An 18,211-nucleotide genomic window follows, 5' to 3' on the forward strand; every position below is an offset into this window, starting at 1 on the left:
GCGAATTCATTCGCGACGCGCCGCGTGTAGGTGCACCCCGGCACCCTTCGGTGCCTGCGGCCCGATTCGCGATTGAAATCGCTCCTACAAGGCCGTGCCCTCGTAGCGTCGCGCTTGACAGCCCCGCCCCCAGCCCGCAAATTACGCAAAGTGTAAATTGATTACGAAAACAATAATGCCGGCACCGGGACCTCACACCGGAACGCCTGCCGCCGAGCGATTGCCATGGACCTCTACACCTATTACCGCTCCACCTCTTCCTACCGGGTGCGCATCGCCCTGGCCCTGAAGGGACTGGAAGCCCGGCATATCCCGGTCAACCTGATCCAGGACGGCGGCCAGCAACACAGCCCCGAATACAAGGCACTCAATCCCCAGGGTCGCGTGCCCAGCCTGCGCACCGACGACGGCCAGGTACTGACCCAGTCGCCCGCCATCATCGAATACCTGGAAGAACGCCATCCCCAGCCGGCTCTCCTGCCGCAGGGCCTGGAAGCACGCGCCAGCCAGCGCGCGGTGGCGGCCATCATCGGCTGCGATATCCACCCGCTGCACAACGTCGCGGTGCTCAACCGCCTGCGCGGCCTCAATGTGGAGGAAGCCGAGGTGATGAACTGGATTCGTCATTGGATCGCGGAAGGCTTCAGCGCGGTCGAAGCCCTCATAGGCAACGAAGGATTCTGCTTTGGCGAACCGGGGCTGGCTGACGTCTACCTGCTACCGCAGGTCTATGCCGCCCGCCGTTTCGAGCTGGACCTGTCACACTATCCGAAGATCGCCCGGGTAGAAGGCCTCGCCCTCGAGCATCCAGCCTTCATCCAGGCGCACCCCGACCAGCAAGCCGATAAACCGGCCTGAGGCAACGTCCATGCAAAGCCTCGGATTCAAAGTCACCATCGGCGACTACCTCGCCCGCAGCGTACGCGGCATTTCCTGCGCGCCACCGGCTGCCACCTCGCATTGACCTATAACTTCCAATCAATTGCTTGAGGTGCCAAAAAATGGCTGACATGTTCGAAAACCCCATGGGCCTGATGGGCTTTGAATTCATCGAGTTCGCGTCCCCCACCCCGAATGCCCTGGAGCCCGTCTTCGCGATGATGGGCTTCACCAAGGTCGCCACCCACCGTTCCAAGGACGTGCACCTGTATCGCCAGGGCGAGATCAACCTGATCCTCAACAACGAGCCCAAGAGCCAGGCCGCCTACTTCGCCGCCGAGCATGGCCCGTCCGTCTGCGGCATGGCCTTCCGCGTGAAGAATGCCCACCAGGCCTACGCCCGTGCCCTGGAACTGGGTGCCCAGCCCATCGAGATTCCCACCGGCCCGATGGAACTGCGCCTGCCGGCGATCAAGGGCATCGGCGGCGCGCCGCTGTACCTGATCGACCGTTTCGGTGAAGGTTCCTCGATCTACGACATCGACTTCGAATTCATCGAAGGTGTCGACCGCCACCCGAAAGGTGCCGGCCTGAAGTTCATCGACCACCTGACCCACAACGTTTATCGCGGCCGCATGGCCTACTGGGCGGACTTCTACGAGAAGCTGTTCAACTTCCGCGAGATCCGTTACTTCGACATCAAGGGCGAGTACACCGGCCTGACCTCCAAGGCCATGACCGCGCCGGATGGCATGATCCGCATCCCGCTGAACGAAGAGTCCTCCAAGGGCGCGGGCCAGATCGAAGAGTTCCTGATGCAGTTCAACGGCGAAGGCATCCAGCACGTGGCCTTCTTCACCGATGACCTGATCAAGACCTGGGACGAACTGAAAGCCCTCGGCATGCGCTTCATGACCGCGCCGCCGGCCACCTACTACGAGATGCTTCAGGGCCGCCTGCCGGACCATGGCGAACCGGAAGGCGAGCTGCAATCACGCGGCATCCTGCTGGACGGCACCACTGAAGGCGGCAGCAAGCGTCTGCTATTGCAGATCTTCTCGGAAACCCTCATGGGGCCAGTGTTCTTCGAGTTCATCCAGCGCAAGGGCGACGACGGTTTTGGTGAAGGCAACTTCAAGGCCTTGTTCGAATCCATCGAACGCGACCAGATCCGTCGCGGCGTGCTGAGTACCGAATAAGGCGCCAACCTCTGCAAAAAACCCGGCCAATGCCGGGTTTTCTGCTTTTCAGGTCGAACGCAGAACGGTCTGCTGCCACGCATATCCGACCGATACCGGGCTATCCCCTGACTATGCTTGTGCCATGGGGGCTGGAGGCGCACACATGCAACTCATCAGCGTCAGCATCGACAAGCCGGAATCGATCAATTGCATCTTCGGCCAGACCCACTTCATCAAGTCCGTCGAAGACATCCACGAAGCCCTGGTGGGCAGCGTGCCCGGCATCCGCTTCGGCCTGGCCTTTTGCGAAGCCTCCGGCAGCTGCCTGGTGCGTTGCTCTGGCACCGATGAGGCGATGCTCGAACTCGCCCGCAACAACGCCTTGAACATAGGTGCCGGGCACAGCTTCATCGTCTTCCTCGGCGAAGGCTTCTTCCCGATCAATGTGCTCAACTACCTGAAGCTGGTGCCGGAGATTTGCCACATCTACTGCGCCACCGCCAATCCCACCCAGGTCATTCTCGTCGAGACCGAGCAGGGCCGTGGTGTGCTCGGCGTCGTGGACGGATTTTCACCCAGGGGCATCGAAGGCGAAGACGACATCGCCTGGCGCAAGGGCCTGCTCAGGCAGATCGGCTACAAGCTTTGATGAGGGCTGCGTAACGCTCGACGCGCAACTTGTAGGAACGAGCTTGCTCGCGAACCTTCCGAACGCGTTCTTTCGCGAGCAAGCTCGCTCCTACGCCTTGCCGCGAGCAAAAAAAAGCTGCCATCGCCGGCAGCTTCAATTTGCACCCTGGCACTTCCTGTGCCCTTTCTGTTCCTGCCTGCAGGATGACCAATGCGCATGACCATTCGATGACCAAATCGCTGCAAGCCAAAGTCAGCCCCCTCGTTGGCCAAGTGAACCCCGGGAAACGCCCTCCCGTGACACACCCACGCAGACGGGCAATGGCCCTGTGCCATCCCCTGATGCCGGTCAAAAAAATCTCACTGTCCACCGCTTAGAGTTGAAGACAGACACAGCCTCTTGCCGTGCTGGAGTACCTCTCTTGAACGAGTACGACAGGCAACTACTGGCCGAAGCTATGGAAGGCGCCGCCAATGCCATCTTGATCACCGACCGCAATGGACGCATTGAATGGGCTAATCCGGCTTTCTGCCGGCACAGCGGCTACTCGCTCGACGAGTTGCTGGGCAAGACGCCAGCCTTGCTCAACTCGGGAGCACAGCCCCCTGAGTTCTATGAGCAACTCTGGAACACCGTGCTGAAAGGCGAGCCCTGGCAGGGAGAACTACTGGAGCGAGCCAGGGATGGGCATCACTACAGAGTGAACCAGGTCATCACGCCGCTGATGGATGACCAGGGCCAGGTGAGCCACCTGCTGGCCATCCAGCACAGCTTCACCCAGGCCGACCACGAGCGATCCCTGGTGAACTTCGAAGCCAGGCACGATGCACTGACCCGTCTTCCGAACCGGCGCCTGCTCTTTGATCGCATGGCGCAAGTGCTGCAGGACCCAAAGCAGAGCAGCGTCGCACTGGCCGTGATGTTCATCGACCTGGACAAGTTCAAACCGGTCAATGACGCCTACGGCCATTCCTACGGCGACAAACTGCTGATAGCCGTTGCCGGTCGTCTGCGTAGCGGCGTACGAAAGAGCGACCTGGTCGCCCGGCTCAGCGGTGATGAGTTCGTGATTCTGATACTCGGCCCACAAGAGGTGCCCTATCTGGAAGCCCTGGCGGCAAGCCTGGTTCGGCGCATCGCCCGCCCCTATCGAATCGAAGGACGGACCTGCGCCCTCAGTGCAAGCATCGGCATTGCACGCTATCCCGAGAACGGTACCGCCCCGGAAGCGCTTCTTGCGGCGGCGGATGCCGCGATGTATCAGGTGAAACAACGAGGGGGAAACGCCCATATGATGGCGAATAGCCAATTATCGAGCTAGACCACTAATAACGGTGAGGCGCCCGGCGAGAATCTGCCTGGCCTGCGACCTGCATTGTTCTCCTGGACCTGTAGTCAATCAATGGAAGGTCGAGCCCGTATGGTTACGCCACCAAGACGCCGTTTCATCTGGATGGTCACCACTTGCTACGGCTTGCTTGCCTTGACGTGGATCGCCCTCTCCGACCGGCTGCTGTTCACCTTGACGGAGGGCCAGATCCAGAGCTGGCTTTCCGTTGGCAAAGGTGCGTTCTTCGTCCTGTCGACCAGCTTCCTGCTCTACTTCGCCCTCAATACCGTTCCCCCCGCGCAATCAGGTAACGCACCGACGGTGACCGTGAGTGCGGGCCAGCGCCGGTATCCACGCTGGCTGACCTACCTGTTCGCCGGGGCACTCAGCCTGGCCATGCTGGCTGCGCGGGAGCATCTGGCTTCAGCATTCGGCGAGAGGTCGCTGCTCATTCTGTTCATGCTGCCAATCGTGATGAGCGCGCTGATCGGTGGGCTGGGCGCGGGCCTGCTGGCCACCGGACTCTCCGCATTCGGGATCGGTAATTTAACGATGGAGCCCAGTCACAGCTTCTACATAAACCTCCCCGACGACCAGGTACAACTGGGCGCACTGGTGCTCAACGGCCTGATCGTGAGCTTGCTCGCCGAATCCCTACAACGCTCCCTGCGCAAGGCCAACCTCCAACGCCGGCTTCTCGACTCGGTGGTCTCCGGAACCTCCGACGCGGTATTCGTCAAGGACAGGCGCGGTCGCTACCTGCTGGTCAACCATGCTGCCGCGCGTTATGTCGGCAAACCCCCCGCGGCTATCGTCGGTCATGACGACTTCGAATTGTTTCCCGCGGACTCCGCTCACGAGATCGTCTCCAAGGACAAGGAGGTCATGGCGGCCGGTACCACGGTGACCCATGAGGAACACCTGGTCACCGAAGACGGCAAGGCACTGGATTTCCTGGTAACCAAAGGGCCGATGCTCGACGCGAATGGCCAGGGTGTCGGGCTGTTCGGGATATCTCGCGACATCACCGAGCGCAAGCGCATCGAGCGGGACCTTGCGGAGGCTGCCGTGGTGTTCGAGAGCAGCCATCAGGGGATCATGATGGTCAGTCCGCGGAAGTCCATCACCAAGGTCAACCCAGCCTTCTCCCGCATCACCGGCTATGCCCTTGACGAAGTGCTGGGCAAGTCGCCAAAAGTGCTGTCGTCCGGCGTTCACGGTCCAGAGTTCTATCGCAAGATGTGGGGCAACCTCGACCACGACGGATTCTGGCGGGGAGAAATCTGGAACAGGCGCAAGAACGGCGAGATCTATGCGGAGATTCTGTCCATCTCGGTGGCTCGGAACGAAAGCGGGGGCGTGCAGCACTACATCGGTGTGTTCACCGACATCAGCCAGATCAAGGCCCACGAAGCGGAGCTCGACCGTATCGCCCACTACGATCCACTCACGGGCCTGCCCAATCGCCGCTTGCTCACAGACCGTCTCCAGCAGGCAGTCATGCGCGCCGCGCGCAGCAACAAGACCCTTGCGGTGTGTTTCATGGATCTGGATGGATTCAAGGCCATCAACGACGACTACGGCCCAATCAACGGCGATGCCCTCCTGATTGGCATCGCTGAAAATCTCAGGCAGGTACTACGCGGTGACGACACGCTGGCGCGGCTGGGTGGCGACGAGTTCGCGCTGCTGCTCTCGGATATCGCCTCGCCAGAGGAATGTGCCCTGGCCCTGGATCGCATGCTTGCTGCGGCCAGCAAGGAGGTGGACGTGGGCGGCAAGCGACTCAGCGTTTCCGCCAGCATCGGCGTTAGCTTGTATCCGAACGACCAGGCAGACCCCGACACGTTGCTCCGTCACGCCGACCAGGCCATGTACCTGGCCAAGCAGGCGGGCAAGAACCGTTATCACTTGTTCGACCCGGAAAGTGATCGCAAGGCCCAGAAACGCCGCACCCAACTGGAACACCTGCGAGCCGCCCTGGACGGCAATCAGTTCCGCCTCTATTACCAACCCCAGGTGGACCTGCAGAACGGTCAGCTCCTGGGTGTAGAGGCGCTGCTGCGCTGGCATGACCCACTACAGGGGATGCGCTCCCCCAGCGAGTTCCTGCCCTCCGTCCATGGCAGCGATCTGGAGCGTCCCATCGGTGAGTGGGTGATCCGCGAGGCGGTAGCCCAGGCAGCGCGCTGGTACGACATGCACCTGGATATCAGCGTGAGCATCAATGTCAGCGCCAGCCAGCTGTTGCATCCCGGCTTTCACGAATTGATGCGCCAAACCCTGGCCAATCACGCCACCCTTCCTCCCGGACACATCGAACTCGAAATACTCGAAAGCGCGGCCATAGCGGATATGGATCAAGCCATCGACGTGCTTCGACTGTGTCGATCGCTGGGTGTGCGCTTTGCCATCGACGACTTTGGCACCGGCTACTCATCACTCACCTACCTGCGCAAACTGCCGGTCCAGATTCTGAAGATCGACCAGAGTTTCATACGCAACATGCTCATCGATCCGGAAGACCTCGGCATCGTGGAAGGAGTGATTCAGCTCGCGAACACCTTCAAGCTCGATGTCATCGCCGAAGGTGTGGAAACGCGCGAGCATGCCCGACAGCTGCGGCGAATGGGCTGTCACCTGGCCCAGGGGTATGGCATCGCCCGCCCCATGCCCGCAGACCAACTGGCAATCTGGGCAACCCACTGGCAGCACACCGATGAGTGGCTAAGCCTCGAAAGCGCCCTGAAGCTCAGTAGCTGACAGCCCTTTCCTGTAAACGCGCATCACCGCCATCTTCAGGGTCCCTTAAGACTTCCCGCAGATACTGCCCTCCATCCGCAAAGCTCCTGGAGGGCTACTGATGAACAGCGACGAGTGGAGCGCCCTGTTCCCATTCCATTTCGGTCTGAATTCGCAACAACACTCCCTGTCCCTTCTGCTGCCCGGCGTTCCAGGACGCAGTCAGGTCGAGGATTTCGTCCATCGTCGGTTCCTCAGCGCCCATGGCGCGGATATCCGCCAGTTCATGCCGGAGCTGCTCAGCCTGCGCAATCACCACGGGGCACTCAGCGCCGCGACCGGCATTCGCCTCGCCGAACACGGACCGCTGTTCCTCGAGCAATACCTTGAGCGGCCAGCGGAATCGCTGATCGCCGATCTAGCGGGCCAGTCGGTACGGCGCGAGCAAGTGGTGGAAGTGGGCAACCTGGCCTCGATCAACGTCGGCAATGCCCGGCTGATCATCGTCGCCGTGACCTGGCTCCTGAACCTGCGAGGCCTTGAATGGGTGGTGTTCACCGGCGCCCCGGGACTGATCAACAGCTTCCGCCGCCTGGGCCTTGAACCTCAGCCACTCGGCGCAGCCGACCCCGGCCGTCTCGGGGAAGCGCAAGAGCAATGGGGCACCTACTACGAGCAGAAACCCCAGGTGTTTACCGGCAACATCCGCCTTGGCTTCGAGCTGTTGCAGCGCAACGGCGTACTCGCCCGCCTGGGCTTTCCCGATATCGACAGGACTGCCCACCATGCAGCCTGAAGCCCTGCGCGAGCGGTTGCGCGAGCATGCCAACCACCTGCCGATGCCCCTGGCCATCCGCGGGGATACCCGGCGCTATACCTACGCCCAGTTGCTGGCCGAAGTGGAGCGGCGTGAAGGTCTGCTGCGCAGCGAGCCCGAAGGCGTGCTCGCCCTCGGTCTGGACAACGGACCCGAGGCGCTGCTCTGGGACCTGGCCGCCCTGTTTGCCGGACGCCCCTGCCTGACCCTGCCACCTTTCTTCAGCCCCCAGCAGCGCGCCCACTGTCTGGAGCAATGCCAGGTCGGCCTGGCGGTGGTGGACGACGGCTTCACCGCCGACCTGGAAGACGCCGGATTTCATTCGGATGGAACCCTCTGGCGTCGGTCCGGAGTCGGCCGCACCGCCCTGCCCGCCGACACTGCCAAAATCACCTACACCTCAGGCACCACCGGCCAGCCCAAGGGTGTCTGCCTTGGTGCGCAAGCCCTGCTTCGGGTCAGCCAGGAACTGGAAATCGCCAGCCGCCCCACCGCACCGGCACACTACCTTGCCGTGCTGCCAATGGCCGTCCTGCTGGAGAATCTCGGGGTCTACGCCGCGTTGATTGCCGGCGCCTGCGTCACGGTGCTGCCGCAGCGGCAGCTCGGCATCCAGGGTGCCAGCGGGGTGGACTGGCCGAAGCTGCTCGCCACGCTCGTACTCAGTGGCGCCCAGAGCCTGATCCTGGTGCCGCAGTTGTTGCTGGGCCTGGTTACCGCGATCGAACGCAACCACCTCAGCGCCGCGCAGTTCCGCTTCGTCGCAGTGGGCGGCGCACGGGTCTCGCAGGATCTGCTGACCCGCGCGGCACGGATCGGTCTACCGGTGTTCGAGGGTTACGGTCTCTCCGAATGTGCGTCGGTAGTCTGCCTGAACCGCCCCGGTGCCAATCGCCCGGGCAGCGTCGGCAAACCCCTGCCCCATGTGCAGGTGCGTCTGGCGGAGGATGGCGAAGTGCAGGTCAGCGGTTCCGCCCTGCTCGGCTACCTCGGCGAGACGCCCCATGCAGGTGAGTGGTGGCCCACGGGCGACCTGGGCGAGTTCGACAGCGAAGGCTACCTGCACCTCAAGGGCCGCAAGAAGCACCAGTTCATTACCAGCTTTGGCCGCAATGTGAATCCGGACTGGGTGGAAGCCGAACTCACGCAGCGCGGGGTGATCGCCCAGGCGTTCGTCCAGGGCGAAGGCCTGCCCGGCAACCTTGCCCTGCTCTGGCCGCTGGACCCGCAGTGCGACGAACAGACCCTCGCGGATGCCGTGGCCAGCGCCAACGCGGCTCTCCCCGACTACGCACGGGTCAGGGCCTGGTACCGCCTGACCGCTCCTTTCAGCGCCGCCGACGGGCTGCTCACCAGCAACGGGCGCCTGCGCCGAGACGCCATTGCCGAGCGCTTTCGCGGCCCCCTGCTCGAACTCGAAAACGAGGTAAGACCATGAGTTTCTTCAACCAGCTGCAAGTCGCCACGGCCCAGGAACGCGATGCCCTGTTCAATGTGCCGGTAATACGCGAGGCCCTGGCCGGGCAGGTCAGTCTGGAGGGCTATCGAGCCTTCCTCGGCCAGGCCTACCACCACGTGCGCCACACCGTGCCACTGATGATGGCCTGCGGGGCGCGCCTGCCATCCCGTCTCGAATGGCTGCGGGGTGCCGTGTGCGAATACATCGATGAGGAGTACGGCCACGAACGCTGGATTCTCGATGACATCAGGGCCTGCGGAGGCGACGCGGAGGCCGCCCGCACTAGCCGCCCCTCGCTGGCCATCGAACTGATGGTCGCCTACCTCTACGACCTGATCGCCCGTGGCAACCCGGTGGGACTGTTCGGCATGGTCAACGTGCTTGAAGGCACCAGCATCGCCCTGGCGACCCAGGCCGCCGGCACCATCCGCGAGAGCCTCGGACTGCCGGCGGAAGCCTTCAGCTACCTGTCCTCCCATGGAGCCCTCGACCAGGATCACATGGCCACCTACCGCCGCCTGATGGATCGCCTGGAAGACGAAGACGACCAACAGGCAGTGATCCACGCCGCAAAGGTCGTCTACCAGCTCTATGCCGAGATGTTCCGAGGGCTGCCTCGTGTCAGTGAGGTGGACCATGCGGCTCGCTGACTGCCGGGTATTACTCACCGGTGCCAGCGGCGGTATTGGCCTGGCCCTGGTCGAGCAACTCTGCGTGCGCGGAGCCCAGGTGTTGGCGGTCAGCCGCCACCCTGAAAACCTGGCCGGATTGCGCCAACGCTTTCCTCATCAATTGTCCTGGGTAGGCGCCGACCTGCGTCAGGCTGCAGGCCGCCAGCGCGCACTGGAAGCGGCTCGCGGCATGGGCGGGATCAACGTCCTGATGAATGCAGCCGGGGTGAACGCCTTCGCCATGTTGGAACAGGTGGACGATGGGCAGATCGAAGACATGCTTGCCCTCAACGTCACCGCCACCCTGCAACTGACCCGCGCCCTGCTGCCATTGCTGCGTCAGCAAAGCCATGGCCTGGTAGTAAACGTGGGCTCCACCTACGGTTCCATCGGCTACCCCGGCTATGCCGTCTACTGCGCCAGCAAGTTCGCCTTGCGCGGCTTTTCCGAGGCGCTGCGCCGGGAACTGGCCGACACCCCTGTGAACGTTCTATACGTCGCTCCGCGCGCCACCCGTACCAGCATGAACAGCCAGACCGCCATGGCCCTCAACGCCGAACTCAAGGTGGGCGTGGACGAGCCGGAACAGGTGGCCGGCGCGGTGATCGCGGCCATCGAAAAAGACCTCAGCGAGCTCTACCTCGGCTGGCCGGAGAAATTTTTCGTCCGCCTCAACAGCATGCTGCCGGGCGTGGTGGACCGCGCGCTGCACAAGCAGCTGCCGATCATCCGCCGCTTCAGCAACCTCCACCACGGCAAGGACCACTCATGATGAACAAGCTACTGTGCGCTTTCGGCCTGCTCCTGGCCCTCAGCATCCCCGCATGGGCCCTCGACGCCAGCGACAGCCAGCGCCTGGCGGACATCCAGAAACGCTGGGCGGAAATCCAGTACCAGTTGCCGGAGAAGCAGCGCGCTGCTGAGTTCGAGAAACTCGCCGCCCAGAGTGGCGCCTTCACCCGCAGCGCCCCACAAGCCGCTGAGGCCTGGATCTGGCATGGCATTGTCACCAGCAGTTGGGCCGGCGCCGAGGGTGGACTGGGTGCACTGGGCAAGGTCAAGGACGCCCGCGCCGCCCTTGAGCGCGCCATCCAGCTCGACCCGCAAGCCCTGCAGGGCTCGGCCTACACCAGCCTCGGCGCGCTCTACGACCGCGTTCCCGGCTGGCCCGTCAGCTTCGGCGACGAAGACAAGGCCGATCAGCTGCTGCGCAAGGCGCTGCAGATCAACCCGACTGGTATCGACAGCCTGTATTTCTGGGGCGATCACCTCAATCGCCAAGGGCACCCGGAACAGGCGCGCGAGGCCCTGCTCAAAGCCAAGGCTGCCGCCCCGCGCCCCGGACGTGAACTGGCCGACCAGGGCCGTCGCCAGGAAATCGATGCTTTACTGCAGGAAATCCAGAAGCGCTAAAGCGCTAAGGCGGCCCATGCGACTCCTACTCGTCGAAGACGACAACGCCCTGGGCGCAGGCGTGCGCGCCGGTCTGCGCCAGGAGGGCTACACCATCGACTGGCTCACCGACGGCGCCAGCGCGCTACATGCCTTGCAGACCGAAGAGTTCGACCTGGCCATCCTCGACCTTGGCCTGCCGCGCCTGGATGGCGTGCACGTCCTGCAGAAGCTCCGGGCGGGCGGTTCAACCCTGCCGGTGCTGGTACTCACCGCCCGCGATGCCCTTGAAGACCGCATCCTCGGTCTGGACGCCGGTGCTGACGATTACCTGGTCAAGCCCTTCGACCTCAATGAACTCAAGGCGCGCCTGCGCGCCCTGCTGCGCCGCAGCGCAGGCCGGCCGCAGGTGCTCATCGAACACGCCGGCGTGGTGCTCGATCCGACCAGCCAGCAGGTCAGCTACCAGGGCAACCCGGTGCCGCTGACACCCAAGGAGTACCAGTTGCTCCACGAACTACTCTCGCAACCGGGCAAGGTGCTGACCCGCGAGCGCCTGGTGCAGACCCTCTACGGCTGGGACGAGGAAGCCGAAAGCAACACCCTGGAAGTGCACATCCATCACCTGCGCAAGAAACTCTCCAGTGACCTCATTCGCACCGTGCGAGGCATCGGTTACCTGGTGGATGCGCGACCATGACCTCACTGCGCCACCGCACCCTGTGGCTGGTGATGGCCCTGTTGCTGCTCGGCACCCTGCTCATCGTCTACCTCAACTACCGCGACAGCAGCCACGAGGTGGAAGAAATCTACGATGCCCACCTGGCACAGAACGCCCGACTGTTGCTGGGCGTGATGAACATGCCGCAGGCCAGCAGCAACCGAGAAGAACTGTTCAAGGCATTCAACCTGGCCCTCAGCCAGGCCGGGCCGCACAAGGTCGGCCACCCTTACGAGAGCAAGCTGGCCTTCCATGTCTGGGACCGCGACGGCCGGAGCCTGGTGCAATCGGCCAGCTCGCCGCCCTTCGACCACGTCCCCATCCGCACGGGGTTCCACAACCTCCAGCTCGGCGATCACCACTGGCGCGGGTTCGTCCTGCCGGACCCGGAACAAGGCCTGCGGATCTGGGTGGGTGAACGCGACGATGTGCGCCAGGACCTGGTGCGCCGTATCGTGCGTCATACGCTGTGGCCGAACCTGATCGGCATCCTCATCCTCGCGGCGCTGGTCTGGCTGGCCATCGGCTGGGGGCTGCGCCCCTTGCAGAACATGGCGCGTGTGATCCGCAGCCGCCACGCCGAATCCCTCGCGCCGCTGCAAGTCGTGCCGCTGCCCCGGGAGTTGGAACCCATGCAAGCGGCGATCAACCGGCTGTTGGCGCAGATTGAACAGATGCTCCAGCGCGAACGCCGTTTCATCGGCGACGCCGCCCACGAAATGCGTACGCCGCTCGCGGTATTGCGCCTGCATGCGCAGAACGCATTGGAAGCCACGAACGATGAGCAACGTACCGAGGCTCTGCGGTTTCTCACCGTGGGCGTCGACCGCCTGACCCGCGTGGTCCACCAGTTGCTCACCATGGCGCGGGTTGAGCCTGAACTGGTCTGGCAGAAATGGCAGCCCGTGGACCTGGAGCCTCTGGTTCGTGAGCACTTGGCCGAACTCACGCCTCTGGTGCTGGACAAGGGTTTGGAACTGTCCCTCGACGTGGCGGACGGCGACTACCACACCACCAGCGACCCGGCGGCCATCGGCATCGCCCTGCAGAACCTGGTGACCAATGCCAGCAACTTCTCGCCGACAGGCAGTGAAGTGAAGGTGAGCCTGCTGCCGGATGGCCAGGACGCCCTCGTACTGCGGGTCGAAGACCAGGGGCCGGGGATCGACGAGAGCCGGCTGGAACGACTGTTCGAGCGCTTCTACAGCCAGGACAACCCCCAGGGCGCCGGCCTCGGCCTGGCCATCGTGCAGATGATCGCCTCCCGCCTGGGCGGCAGCATCAGCCTTGCCAACCGCGACGGCGGCGGCTTGCGTGCCGATCTCCGGCTACCACGCGGAACGCCCATGCCCGGCTCGGCGGCTGGCAAGTGCTGACGCACCGTCAGAGCCCCCTCGCCGCCGCCCCTGTGACCACAACGTCGCAGGAGCCCAACCTGACAATCCATTCGCGGCGCAGGGCGGGGCGATTTACCTTGAACAGGTGCTGCCGTTCGTCACCTGCATGCCTGCATGTAAAGCCAGCTCGGAACTTGCCGCTTTCCGTCGAAAAGCCTTCGACTGTTTCCCCCATGAATCAATGTGGGAAATTTTCCCGCAAAAACACCAACCCTTAAAAACGCCCGCACCAAGGGGGCCGTCCCCTTATTCCCCCAAGCTCCAAACGTCTTAATTCACGCGCTTCCCGCCTGTCCAGAAGCATGTAACCAGCGATGAACCACGGCCTTGTCCCGGGCTCAACCGAATGTGTGTTCCTCGGTGAGGGAACCCCTGAAGACTGAGACGGAGGTCCGACTATGTCTTTTAGAAAGTGCCTACTCACTCTAGCGATTGGTGGTGTTCTCTCGGCATCCAGCGTGCTGGTACCTGATTACATTTCGAGCTCATTCAGTGTCCACGCCCAGGATGGAGGCGGCGGAAATGGTGGTGGTAGCAGTGGTGGAGGTGGTCATGGCGGCGGCTCTGGTGGCGGCGGCGGTGGCGGTGGCCACGGCGGAGGTAGCGGTGGCGGCAGTGGCGGAGGCGGCTCCGGTCACGGTGGCGATGGTGGCGGTCACGGCGGTGGCGGCGGCAACGCTGGCTCTGGACATGGCGGTGGTGATGGCAGTGGTCATGGTCATGGCGGTGGCAAGGGCAGCTCTGCCTCTGGACATGGCGGCGACGGTGACGGTCATGGCGGGCCGGGACGCGGCGACACGGACCGGGGCGGTATGGCGGGCAACGATGGTCCGGGCGATGGCCAGGACAACGACGCCGACAACGATGCGGCCGATGCCGCCAGGGGCGCGGCCAGAGATGATGCGGCTGCGGCCAGAGACGCTGCCAGAGCCGATGCAGACGCAGCCAGAGATGCGGCTAGGGATGCAGCAGACGCTGCCAGGGATGCCGCAAGGTCAGCCGCCGATGCGGCAAGGGACGCGGCCAGAGCGGCTGGTGTCGAGGGTGCGGATGCGGCCAGGGATGCGGCAAGAGCCGCCGCGGATACCGCCCGGGATGCTGCCAGAGCGGCTGCAGACGCAGCCCGGGACGCAGCAAAAGATGACGCGAATGCCGCCAGGGATGCGGCCAGGACTGCTGCTGATGCAGCCAGGGACGCAGCCAGGGATGCTGCAGACGTAGCCGACGACGCTGCTGACGCACCGGACGTCGATGCCGTCGAGGCGGAACCCAATGACGCGCCGGATGCTCCGGATGTCGACGTTGTCGAAGTGGAACACCGCTCGGTTCAATAACAATCAGGGAAGCTGGGGGAGTCGTGTCCTTCGGAGTCTCCAGGCCGGCACATGGCCGGCCCGGAGCTCCGATTCTTGCCGCCTGCAGCCAACGGCGATGACCTTCTTGGCAATCACCCGATGCTGCGTCGCGTTCTTCCCTTTTGCAGTCGAATATGGACACCTATCGCTCGGCGACGGCAGCGTAATCTTGATCGCAGTCAGGTCACGAATAGCATTGCTCCATTGATCACGGTGCGCTTGTAGCTCTTCGCATTGGCAGGACCTCACCAGGTTCTGCGACCTGCACGGCCTCAAATGTTTTGAGGCCCGCTTCTCCGAACAGACGTGACTTAGTCAAAGGCCATAAGCTTGAGACCTCGCCGCCGCCACACAGGCGGCATTTTTTTGCGCCGACCACGTGCGTTCTCGACACATGCCAGCTGCCACTTGGCGCTGAGCGAATGTTCCGACGGCGACTACTGCCCTGAAAGCCTGAGAATGCAGATTGCGTACGACTGGTCAGACAGTATGTAAGACAGTGGCCACGTCCAACGACTAGGCAAGTGATGCAGAAACGGCGCGAGCGATGCGCTGTACATCACAAAGCGCAAATTGATAACCAGGGCAGTCATTACTATCGCCACAGGCAGCACATCGTTGTGCAGCAGTTGCAGTGCTGCCATCTGTGCCGACCCCGATTAGAACAACAAGGTCATTGCCATGGTCATGGTTGGGGACATGCCCATGTCTACGGCCATGACACCCGCCACAAGCCCGAACGGCACAACACCTGGCGTCAAAGGAACTAGCGTGCGAACGCCCGCCCAAAAGGCTTCTGTCCGTGTTCGGTAGGTCATGTCGTGTCCCTGGTTGTGAAACTAACGCGTGATTTCCGGCCGCCAGGCGGGTCGGAAGGCGTTGATAGGGCCGGCGGAGGTCATCGGCTGGATTCAAGACGGAGTACAGAAATTCAAACTGAAAGCCGGCAACGCTCCAAACGTTTTCCCCGACTCCGCTTGCCCGCCCCGCAAGCTCAAACCTTGAAGTGATTTCGTTTGCGGAACTGCCCCGGGGCCATATCGAACATCGCGCGAAAGCAACGCTGGAAATGCGGGAGGGTCACGAACCCGCTCGCCACGGCGATCTCAATCAGCGATTTATTGGTGTGCTGCAGTAGCTGACGTGCCCGGGTGAGTCGAAGCTCGAGGTAGTAGCGTGGAGGCGTCGCCTTTACATAGCGCCGGAAGAGACGCTCCAGATGTCGTCTGGATATACCCACGTAACGAGCGATTTCTTCAATTTCGATCGGGTCTTCAATGTTGCTGTGCATCAACTCCAACGCGAGCTTGATCGTCTCAGGCAGCGTTGGATCGAAATCGATCGAGACGACCGACACGTCGACGACATCTTTCATTTTGTCGCAGCTGAGCACCTCTTCCACGGCACTCACCAGGTCATCACCCGCACTGTGGCGAACGACCTCCAGCATCATGCCCAGGGAGCTGTTGGCACCAGCACAACTGATTCGCCTGCGATCGAGTACCTGGGAGTGACTCGTTACCCTTACCTTTGGAAAGAGCTCCATCATCATCGCCCGGCAGTCCGGATGGAACGCGCAGTCGTGGTCATCCAGCAGGCCGGCTTCGGCCAGAAAATAGGCACCATTCCAGAGCCCCCCGAGCACTGCCCCGGCGGCATCGGCTGATCGAAGCTTGGTCCTTAGCAATGCCTCAGTCTCGAGCCGAACGCGAAAGCCGCCACAAACCACCAGGATGTCCTGACGTTTTTCATCCAGCTCGCTGAGGACGCAATCGGTGGAAATGGATATGCCCAGGTCACTCACGACGAGATTGCTATCTCCCCCCACCACCTGAACTTCGAACACGGGGGTCGAGCTCATGAGATTGGCGGTCACCAGCGCATCTACAGCACCGGTGAAGGCCATCATCGAGAAATGCTCGCGCAGGATGAAGGACACACGCCGGACCGGAGTTGTCAGTCCTGAGCGACGGGCCTTGTCCAGGTGAGCCAGGTTCTTGCTCTTCAGAACGCTCTCGAAGGACGCTCTCATTTCTCGACTCACAGGAGCTCAGGGTACGAATCGACATTCTCCCAGCTGATACGCGGATGTCGGTCCATAGGCTGGTACCAGCGCAAGCAAATTCTCACAGTTGGGACTTCCGGACAGTTCTGCATTCGCCGCTTCCATTTCCCGATGCGACGCCGCATCTGGACTGATTGCTGCCGGCACTCGTAGCCCCGCCTGGCCCACCGACTTTACCGTGGCTGGCTCAGTATAGGGATACAGGAGCGAGAGCAAGCACAGCCGGGGTACTTGCGATGTGCAAGAACTGCGCGTGGGTATTGGAGCGTCGGCAAGAAGTCGAACTCGATTGCAACGTCCGTGGCCAGCCAGGAGATGCTATCGCCGATGTTGATCAACGAAGACCCTGAGCGGCCCTGAACAGGAACCTCCTCCGCTACGCCTGCAATGCGGAGGAGGTTCAACCGGCAGCTCGGAGTTTCGAAAAAGAATCGCCCGAAGCGACGCAGTCTCAGAACGGCAACGGCAGCTTGGCCGTCCGACCACCGTCGACAACCATTAGTTGGCCGGAGATAAAGGCCGCACCGCGACTAGCCTTCATCCGTTGGGCCGGCCGGTGGGTGTAGTGCGTTGGCAGCGGGAGCTGTGGGTGGCGTGGCGGGATTTGCCAGTCTTCATGGCAGACGGCCAGGAGGTGTCGCCATGAGTGCCCGCAATGAAGGTCAACGTACGCACTGACCGCAAGCAGGGTGCGGTCTGAGTCCTGCGCGGTTTCAGGGCTGGAAGAAGTCGCCGGGCGTCACCCCGAAGTGCTGACGAAAGGCTGCGATGAATGCGGAGGTGGAGTCATAGCCGTAGGCAAGGGCGACCTCCGTCACTCGCTGCCCCCGTTCCAGCGCCTCCAGCGAGCCATGCAAGCGCAGGCGCTGGCGCCATACGCGGAAGGTCAACCCGGTTTCACGCAGGAATAGCCGTCGCAGGGTTTTCTCGGAAGCGCCCAGCTGTTCGCTCCATTGCAGCAGCGTTCGCGCGTCGTCCGGGGCCGCCTGCAGTGCCCGGCACAGGCGCAACAGCCTGGCGTCGCTGGGCAGGGGCAATGACAGGCTGACCTCGCGGGCGACCAGCAGTTGATCCAGCAGCACCTGAGCCAGGCGCCCGTCGGGGCCCGCCTCGTCGTATTCCGCCGGAAGCTCGCAGAAGCGCCGGATCAGCTCACGCGTCAGCGCGTCCATCTCGATCACCCGACAGCTGCTCAGCGCTCCTCCCGTAACTGCGGCGTCCAGGTACAGGCTGCGCATTTCCGTGTGAGGCGAGCTGAACACCTCATGCTCCGTCTGCGCCGGTATCCATACGGCCCTTTGCGGTGGGGCTACAAAACTCCCTTCCCGTGTATGCACATGCAGCACGCCGCGAATGGCATAGGACAGTTGCACCCAGTCATGGGTATGACGGGGCGTTCCCGTCGCATTGGCCAGCGATTCGTTTCGGGCGAAGAGTGGCCGGGGGAGTTTCGTCAGTCGGGGGATCTGGCGCTCGGACCATTGAGCCTGTCCGTTTTCAGACATTTGTTGCCCCTATCGCGTTAGTCGGCATCGAGGAGCAAGGCTAGATTAGGCCGGTCCCGAATGACA

At 62.7% G+C, this 18,211-nt stretch carries 16 protein-coding genes and 1 pseudogene; 13 read left to right on the forward strand and 4 right to left on the reverse strand.

Features of this window, described 5'->3' with window-relative positions:
* Window positions 1-225: 225 nt before the first annotated feature.
* From maiA to SA496_RS18120, 12 genes are all read left to right on the forward strand, one after another.
* A complete protein-coding gene (gene maiA, locus SA496_RS18065) occupies window positions 226-858 on the forward strand; it encodes a maleylacetoacetate isomerase (RefSeq protein ID WP_120649839.1) in 633 nt (210 codons plus the stop codon).
* Between the two features lie 143 nt (window positions 859-1,001).
* Window positions 1,002-2,078 (forward strand): 4-hydroxyphenylpyruvate dioxygenase, encoded by a 1,077-nt coding sequence (hppD, locus tag SA496_RS18070; protein WP_120649838.1) that lies wholly within the window; start codon window positions 1,002-1,004, stop codon window positions 2,076-2,078.
* A gap of 145 nt (window positions 2,079-2,223) precedes the next feature.
* Window positions 2,224-2,709, forward strand: a complete 486-nt coding sequence (locus tag SA496_RS18075; RefSeq protein WP_330114247.1) for an adenosine-specific kinase — start codon at window positions 2,224-2,226, stop codon at window positions 2,707-2,709.
* A 403-nt stretch (window positions 2,710-3,112) separates the two neighbouring features.
* Window positions 3,113-4,012: a diguanylate cyclase domain-containing protein gene (locus tag SA496_RS18080; RefSeq protein ID WP_330114249.1), complete on the forward strand. Its 900-nt coding sequence runs from the start codon at window positions 3,113-3,115 to the stop codon at window positions 4,010-4,012.
* A gap of 99 nt (window positions 4,013-4,111) precedes the next feature.
* Window positions 4,112-6,784 carry an EAL domain-containing protein gene (locus SA496_RS18085; protein ID WP_330114250.1) on the forward strand — a complete coding sequence of 891 codons (2,673 nt, stop codon included), beginning with the start codon at window positions 4,112-4,114 and terminating at the stop codon, window positions 6,782-6,784.
* Window positions 6,785-6,884: 100 nt separating this feature from the next.
* Window positions 6,885-7,559, forward strand: coding sequence for a thermostable hemolysin (locus SA496_RS18090; protein WP_120649834.1), 675 nt, complete (start codon window positions 6,885-6,887; stop codon window positions 7,557-7,559).
* Entirely contained in the window at window positions 7,549-9,018 is a 1,470-nt protein-coding gene (locus SA496_RS18095; RefSeq protein WP_120649833.1) for an AMP-binding protein, read from the forward strand. Before SA496_RS18090 ends, SA496_RS18095 begins: the two co-directional genes overlap by 11 nt.
* Window positions 9,015-9,689: a TenA family transcriptional regulator gene (locus SA496_RS18100; RefSeq protein ID WP_330114251.1), complete on the forward strand. Its 675-nt coding sequence runs from the start codon at window positions 9,015-9,017 to the stop codon at window positions 9,687-9,689. The genes SA496_RS18095 and SA496_RS18100 overlap by 4 nt, the downstream gene beginning before the upstream one ends.
* Complete coding sequence (locus tag SA496_RS18105) at window positions 9,676-10,482, forward strand: SDR family oxidoreductase (protein ID WP_330114252.1); 807 nt, start codon at window positions 9,676-9,678, stop codon at window positions 10,480-10,482. The genes SA496_RS18100 and SA496_RS18105 overlap by 14 nt, the downstream gene beginning before the upstream one ends.
* Window positions 10,482-11,123, forward strand: a complete 642-nt coding sequence (locus SA496_RS18110; protein WP_120649830.1) for a hypothetical protein — start codon at window positions 10,482-10,484, stop codon at window positions 11,121-11,123. The genes SA496_RS18105 and SA496_RS18110 overlap by 1 nt, the downstream gene beginning before the upstream one ends.
* Window positions 11,124-11,139: 16 nt before the next feature.
* The gene (locus SA496_RS18115) at window positions 11,140-11,802 is read left to right on the forward strand and encodes a response regulator (protein WP_120649829.1); all 663 of its coding nucleotides are present in this window, start codon (window positions 11,140-11,142) and stop codon (window positions 11,800-11,802) included.
* Window positions 11,799-13,199 (forward strand): ATP-binding protein, encoded by a 1,401-nt coding sequence (locus SA496_RS18120; RefSeq protein WP_153917316.1) that lies wholly within the window; start codon window positions 11,799-11,801, stop codon window positions 13,197-13,199. Before SA496_RS18115 ends, SA496_RS18120 begins: the two co-directional genes overlap by 4 nt.
* A gap of 506 nt (window positions 13,200-13,705) precedes the next feature.
* On the opposite strand, the gene SA496_RS18125 is transcribed toward SA496_RS18120, so the two are convergent.
* Entirely contained in the window at window positions 13,706-13,975 is a 270-nt protein-coding gene (locus SA496_RS18125) for a hypothetical protein (RefSeq protein ID WP_330114253.1), read from the reverse strand.
* 57 nt (window positions 13,976-14,032) lie between these two features.
* On the opposite strand from SA496_RS18125, the gene SA496_RS18130 reads away from it, so the two are divergent.
* Window positions 14,033-14,554: a hypothetical protein gene (locus SA496_RS18130; RefSeq protein ID WP_330114254.1), complete on the forward strand. Its 522-nt coding sequence runs from the start codon at window positions 14,033-14,035 to the stop codon at window positions 14,552-14,554.
* A gap of 467 nt (window positions 14,555-15,021) precedes the next feature.
* On the opposite strand, the pseudogene SA496_RS18135 reads toward SA496_RS18130, so the two are convergent.
* From SA496_RS18135 to SA496_RS18145, 3 genes and pseudogenes are all read right to left on the reverse strand, one after another.
* Window positions 15,022-15,393, reverse strand: a pseudogene (locus tag SA496_RS18135) (AzlC family ABC transporter permease); the annotation flags it as partial.
* A gap of 176 nt (window positions 15,394-15,569) precedes the next feature.
* Window positions 15,570-16,607, reverse strand: a complete 1,038-nt coding sequence (locus SA496_RS18140) for a GlxA family transcriptional regulator (RefSeq protein WP_120649827.1) — start codon at window positions 16,605-16,607, stop codon at window positions 15,570-15,572.
* 746 nt (window positions 16,608-17,353) lie between these two features.
* Window positions 17,354-18,145 (reverse strand): AraC family transcriptional regulator, encoded by a 792-nt coding sequence (locus tag SA496_RS18145; protein WP_120649826.1) that lies wholly within the window; start codon window positions 18,143-18,145, stop codon window positions 17,354-17,356.
* Between the last annotated feature and the right edge of the window lie 66 nt (window positions 18,146-18,211).

Source organism: Pseudomonas sp. JS3066 (genome assembly GCF_036328175.1).
GTDB lineage: Bacteria > Pseudomonadota > Gammaproteobacteria > Pseudomonadales > Pseudomonadaceae > Metapseudomonas.

Bases quoted from the DNA above. Each gene is read 5' to 3' on its own strand.
- maiA (WP_120649839.1), top strand. From the start codon at position 226: ATGGACCTCTACACCTATTACCGCTCCACCTCTTCCTACCGGGTGCGC.
- hppD (WP_120649838.1), top strand. From the start codon at position 1,002: ATGGCTGACATGTTCGAAAACCCCATGGGCCTGATGGGCTTTGAATTC.
- SA496_RS18075 (WP_330114247.1), top strand. From the start codon at position 2,224: ATGCAACTCATCAGCGTCAGCATCGACAAGCCGGAATCGATCAATTGC.
- SA496_RS18085 (WP_330114250.1), top strand. From the start codon at position 4,112: ATGGTTACGCCACCAAGACGCCGTTTCATCTGGATGGTCACCACTTGC.
- SA496_RS18090 (WP_120649834.1), top strand. From the start codon at position 6,885: ATGAACAGCGACGAGTGGAGCGCCCTGTTCCCATTCCATTTCGGTCTG.
- SA496_RS18095 (WP_120649833.1), top strand. From the start codon at position 7,549: ATGCAGCCTGAAGCCCTGCGCGAGCGGTTGCGCGAGCATGCCAACCAC.
- SA496_RS18100 (WP_330114251.1), top strand. From the start codon at position 9,015: ATGAGTTTCTTCAACCAGCTGCAAGTCGCCACGGCCCAGGAACGCGAT.
- SA496_RS18105 (WP_330114252.1), top strand. From the start codon at position 9,676: ATGCGGCTCGCTGACTGCCGGGTATTACTCACCGGTGCCAGCGGCGGT.
- SA496_RS18110 (WP_120649830.1), top strand. From the start codon at position 10,482: ATGAACAAGCTACTGTGCGCTTTCGGCCTGCTCCTGGCCCTCAGCATC.
- SA496_RS18115 (WP_120649829.1), top strand. From the start codon at position 11,140: ATGCGACTCCTACTCGTCGAAGACGACAACGCCCTGGGCGCAGGCGTG.
- SA496_RS18120 (WP_153917316.1), top strand. From the start codon at position 11,799: ATGACCTCACTGCGCCACCGCACCCTGTGGCTGGTGATGGCCCTGTTG.
- SA496_RS18125 (WP_330114253.1), bottom strand. From the start codon at position 13,975: ATGTCCAGAGGCAGAGCTGCCCTTGCCACCGCCATGACCATGACCACT.
- SA496_RS18130 (WP_330114254.1), top strand. From the start codon at position 14,033: ATGGCGGGCAACGATGGTCCGGGCGATGGCCAGGACAACGACGCCGAC.
- SA496_RS18140 (WP_120649827.1), bottom strand. From the start codon at position 16,607: ATGAGAGCGTCCTTCGAGAGCGTTCTGAAGAGCAAGAACCTGGCTCAC.
- SA496_RS18145 (WP_120649826.1), bottom strand. From the start codon at position 18,145: ATGTCTGAAAACGGACAGGCTCAATGGTCCGAGCGCCAGATCCCCCGA.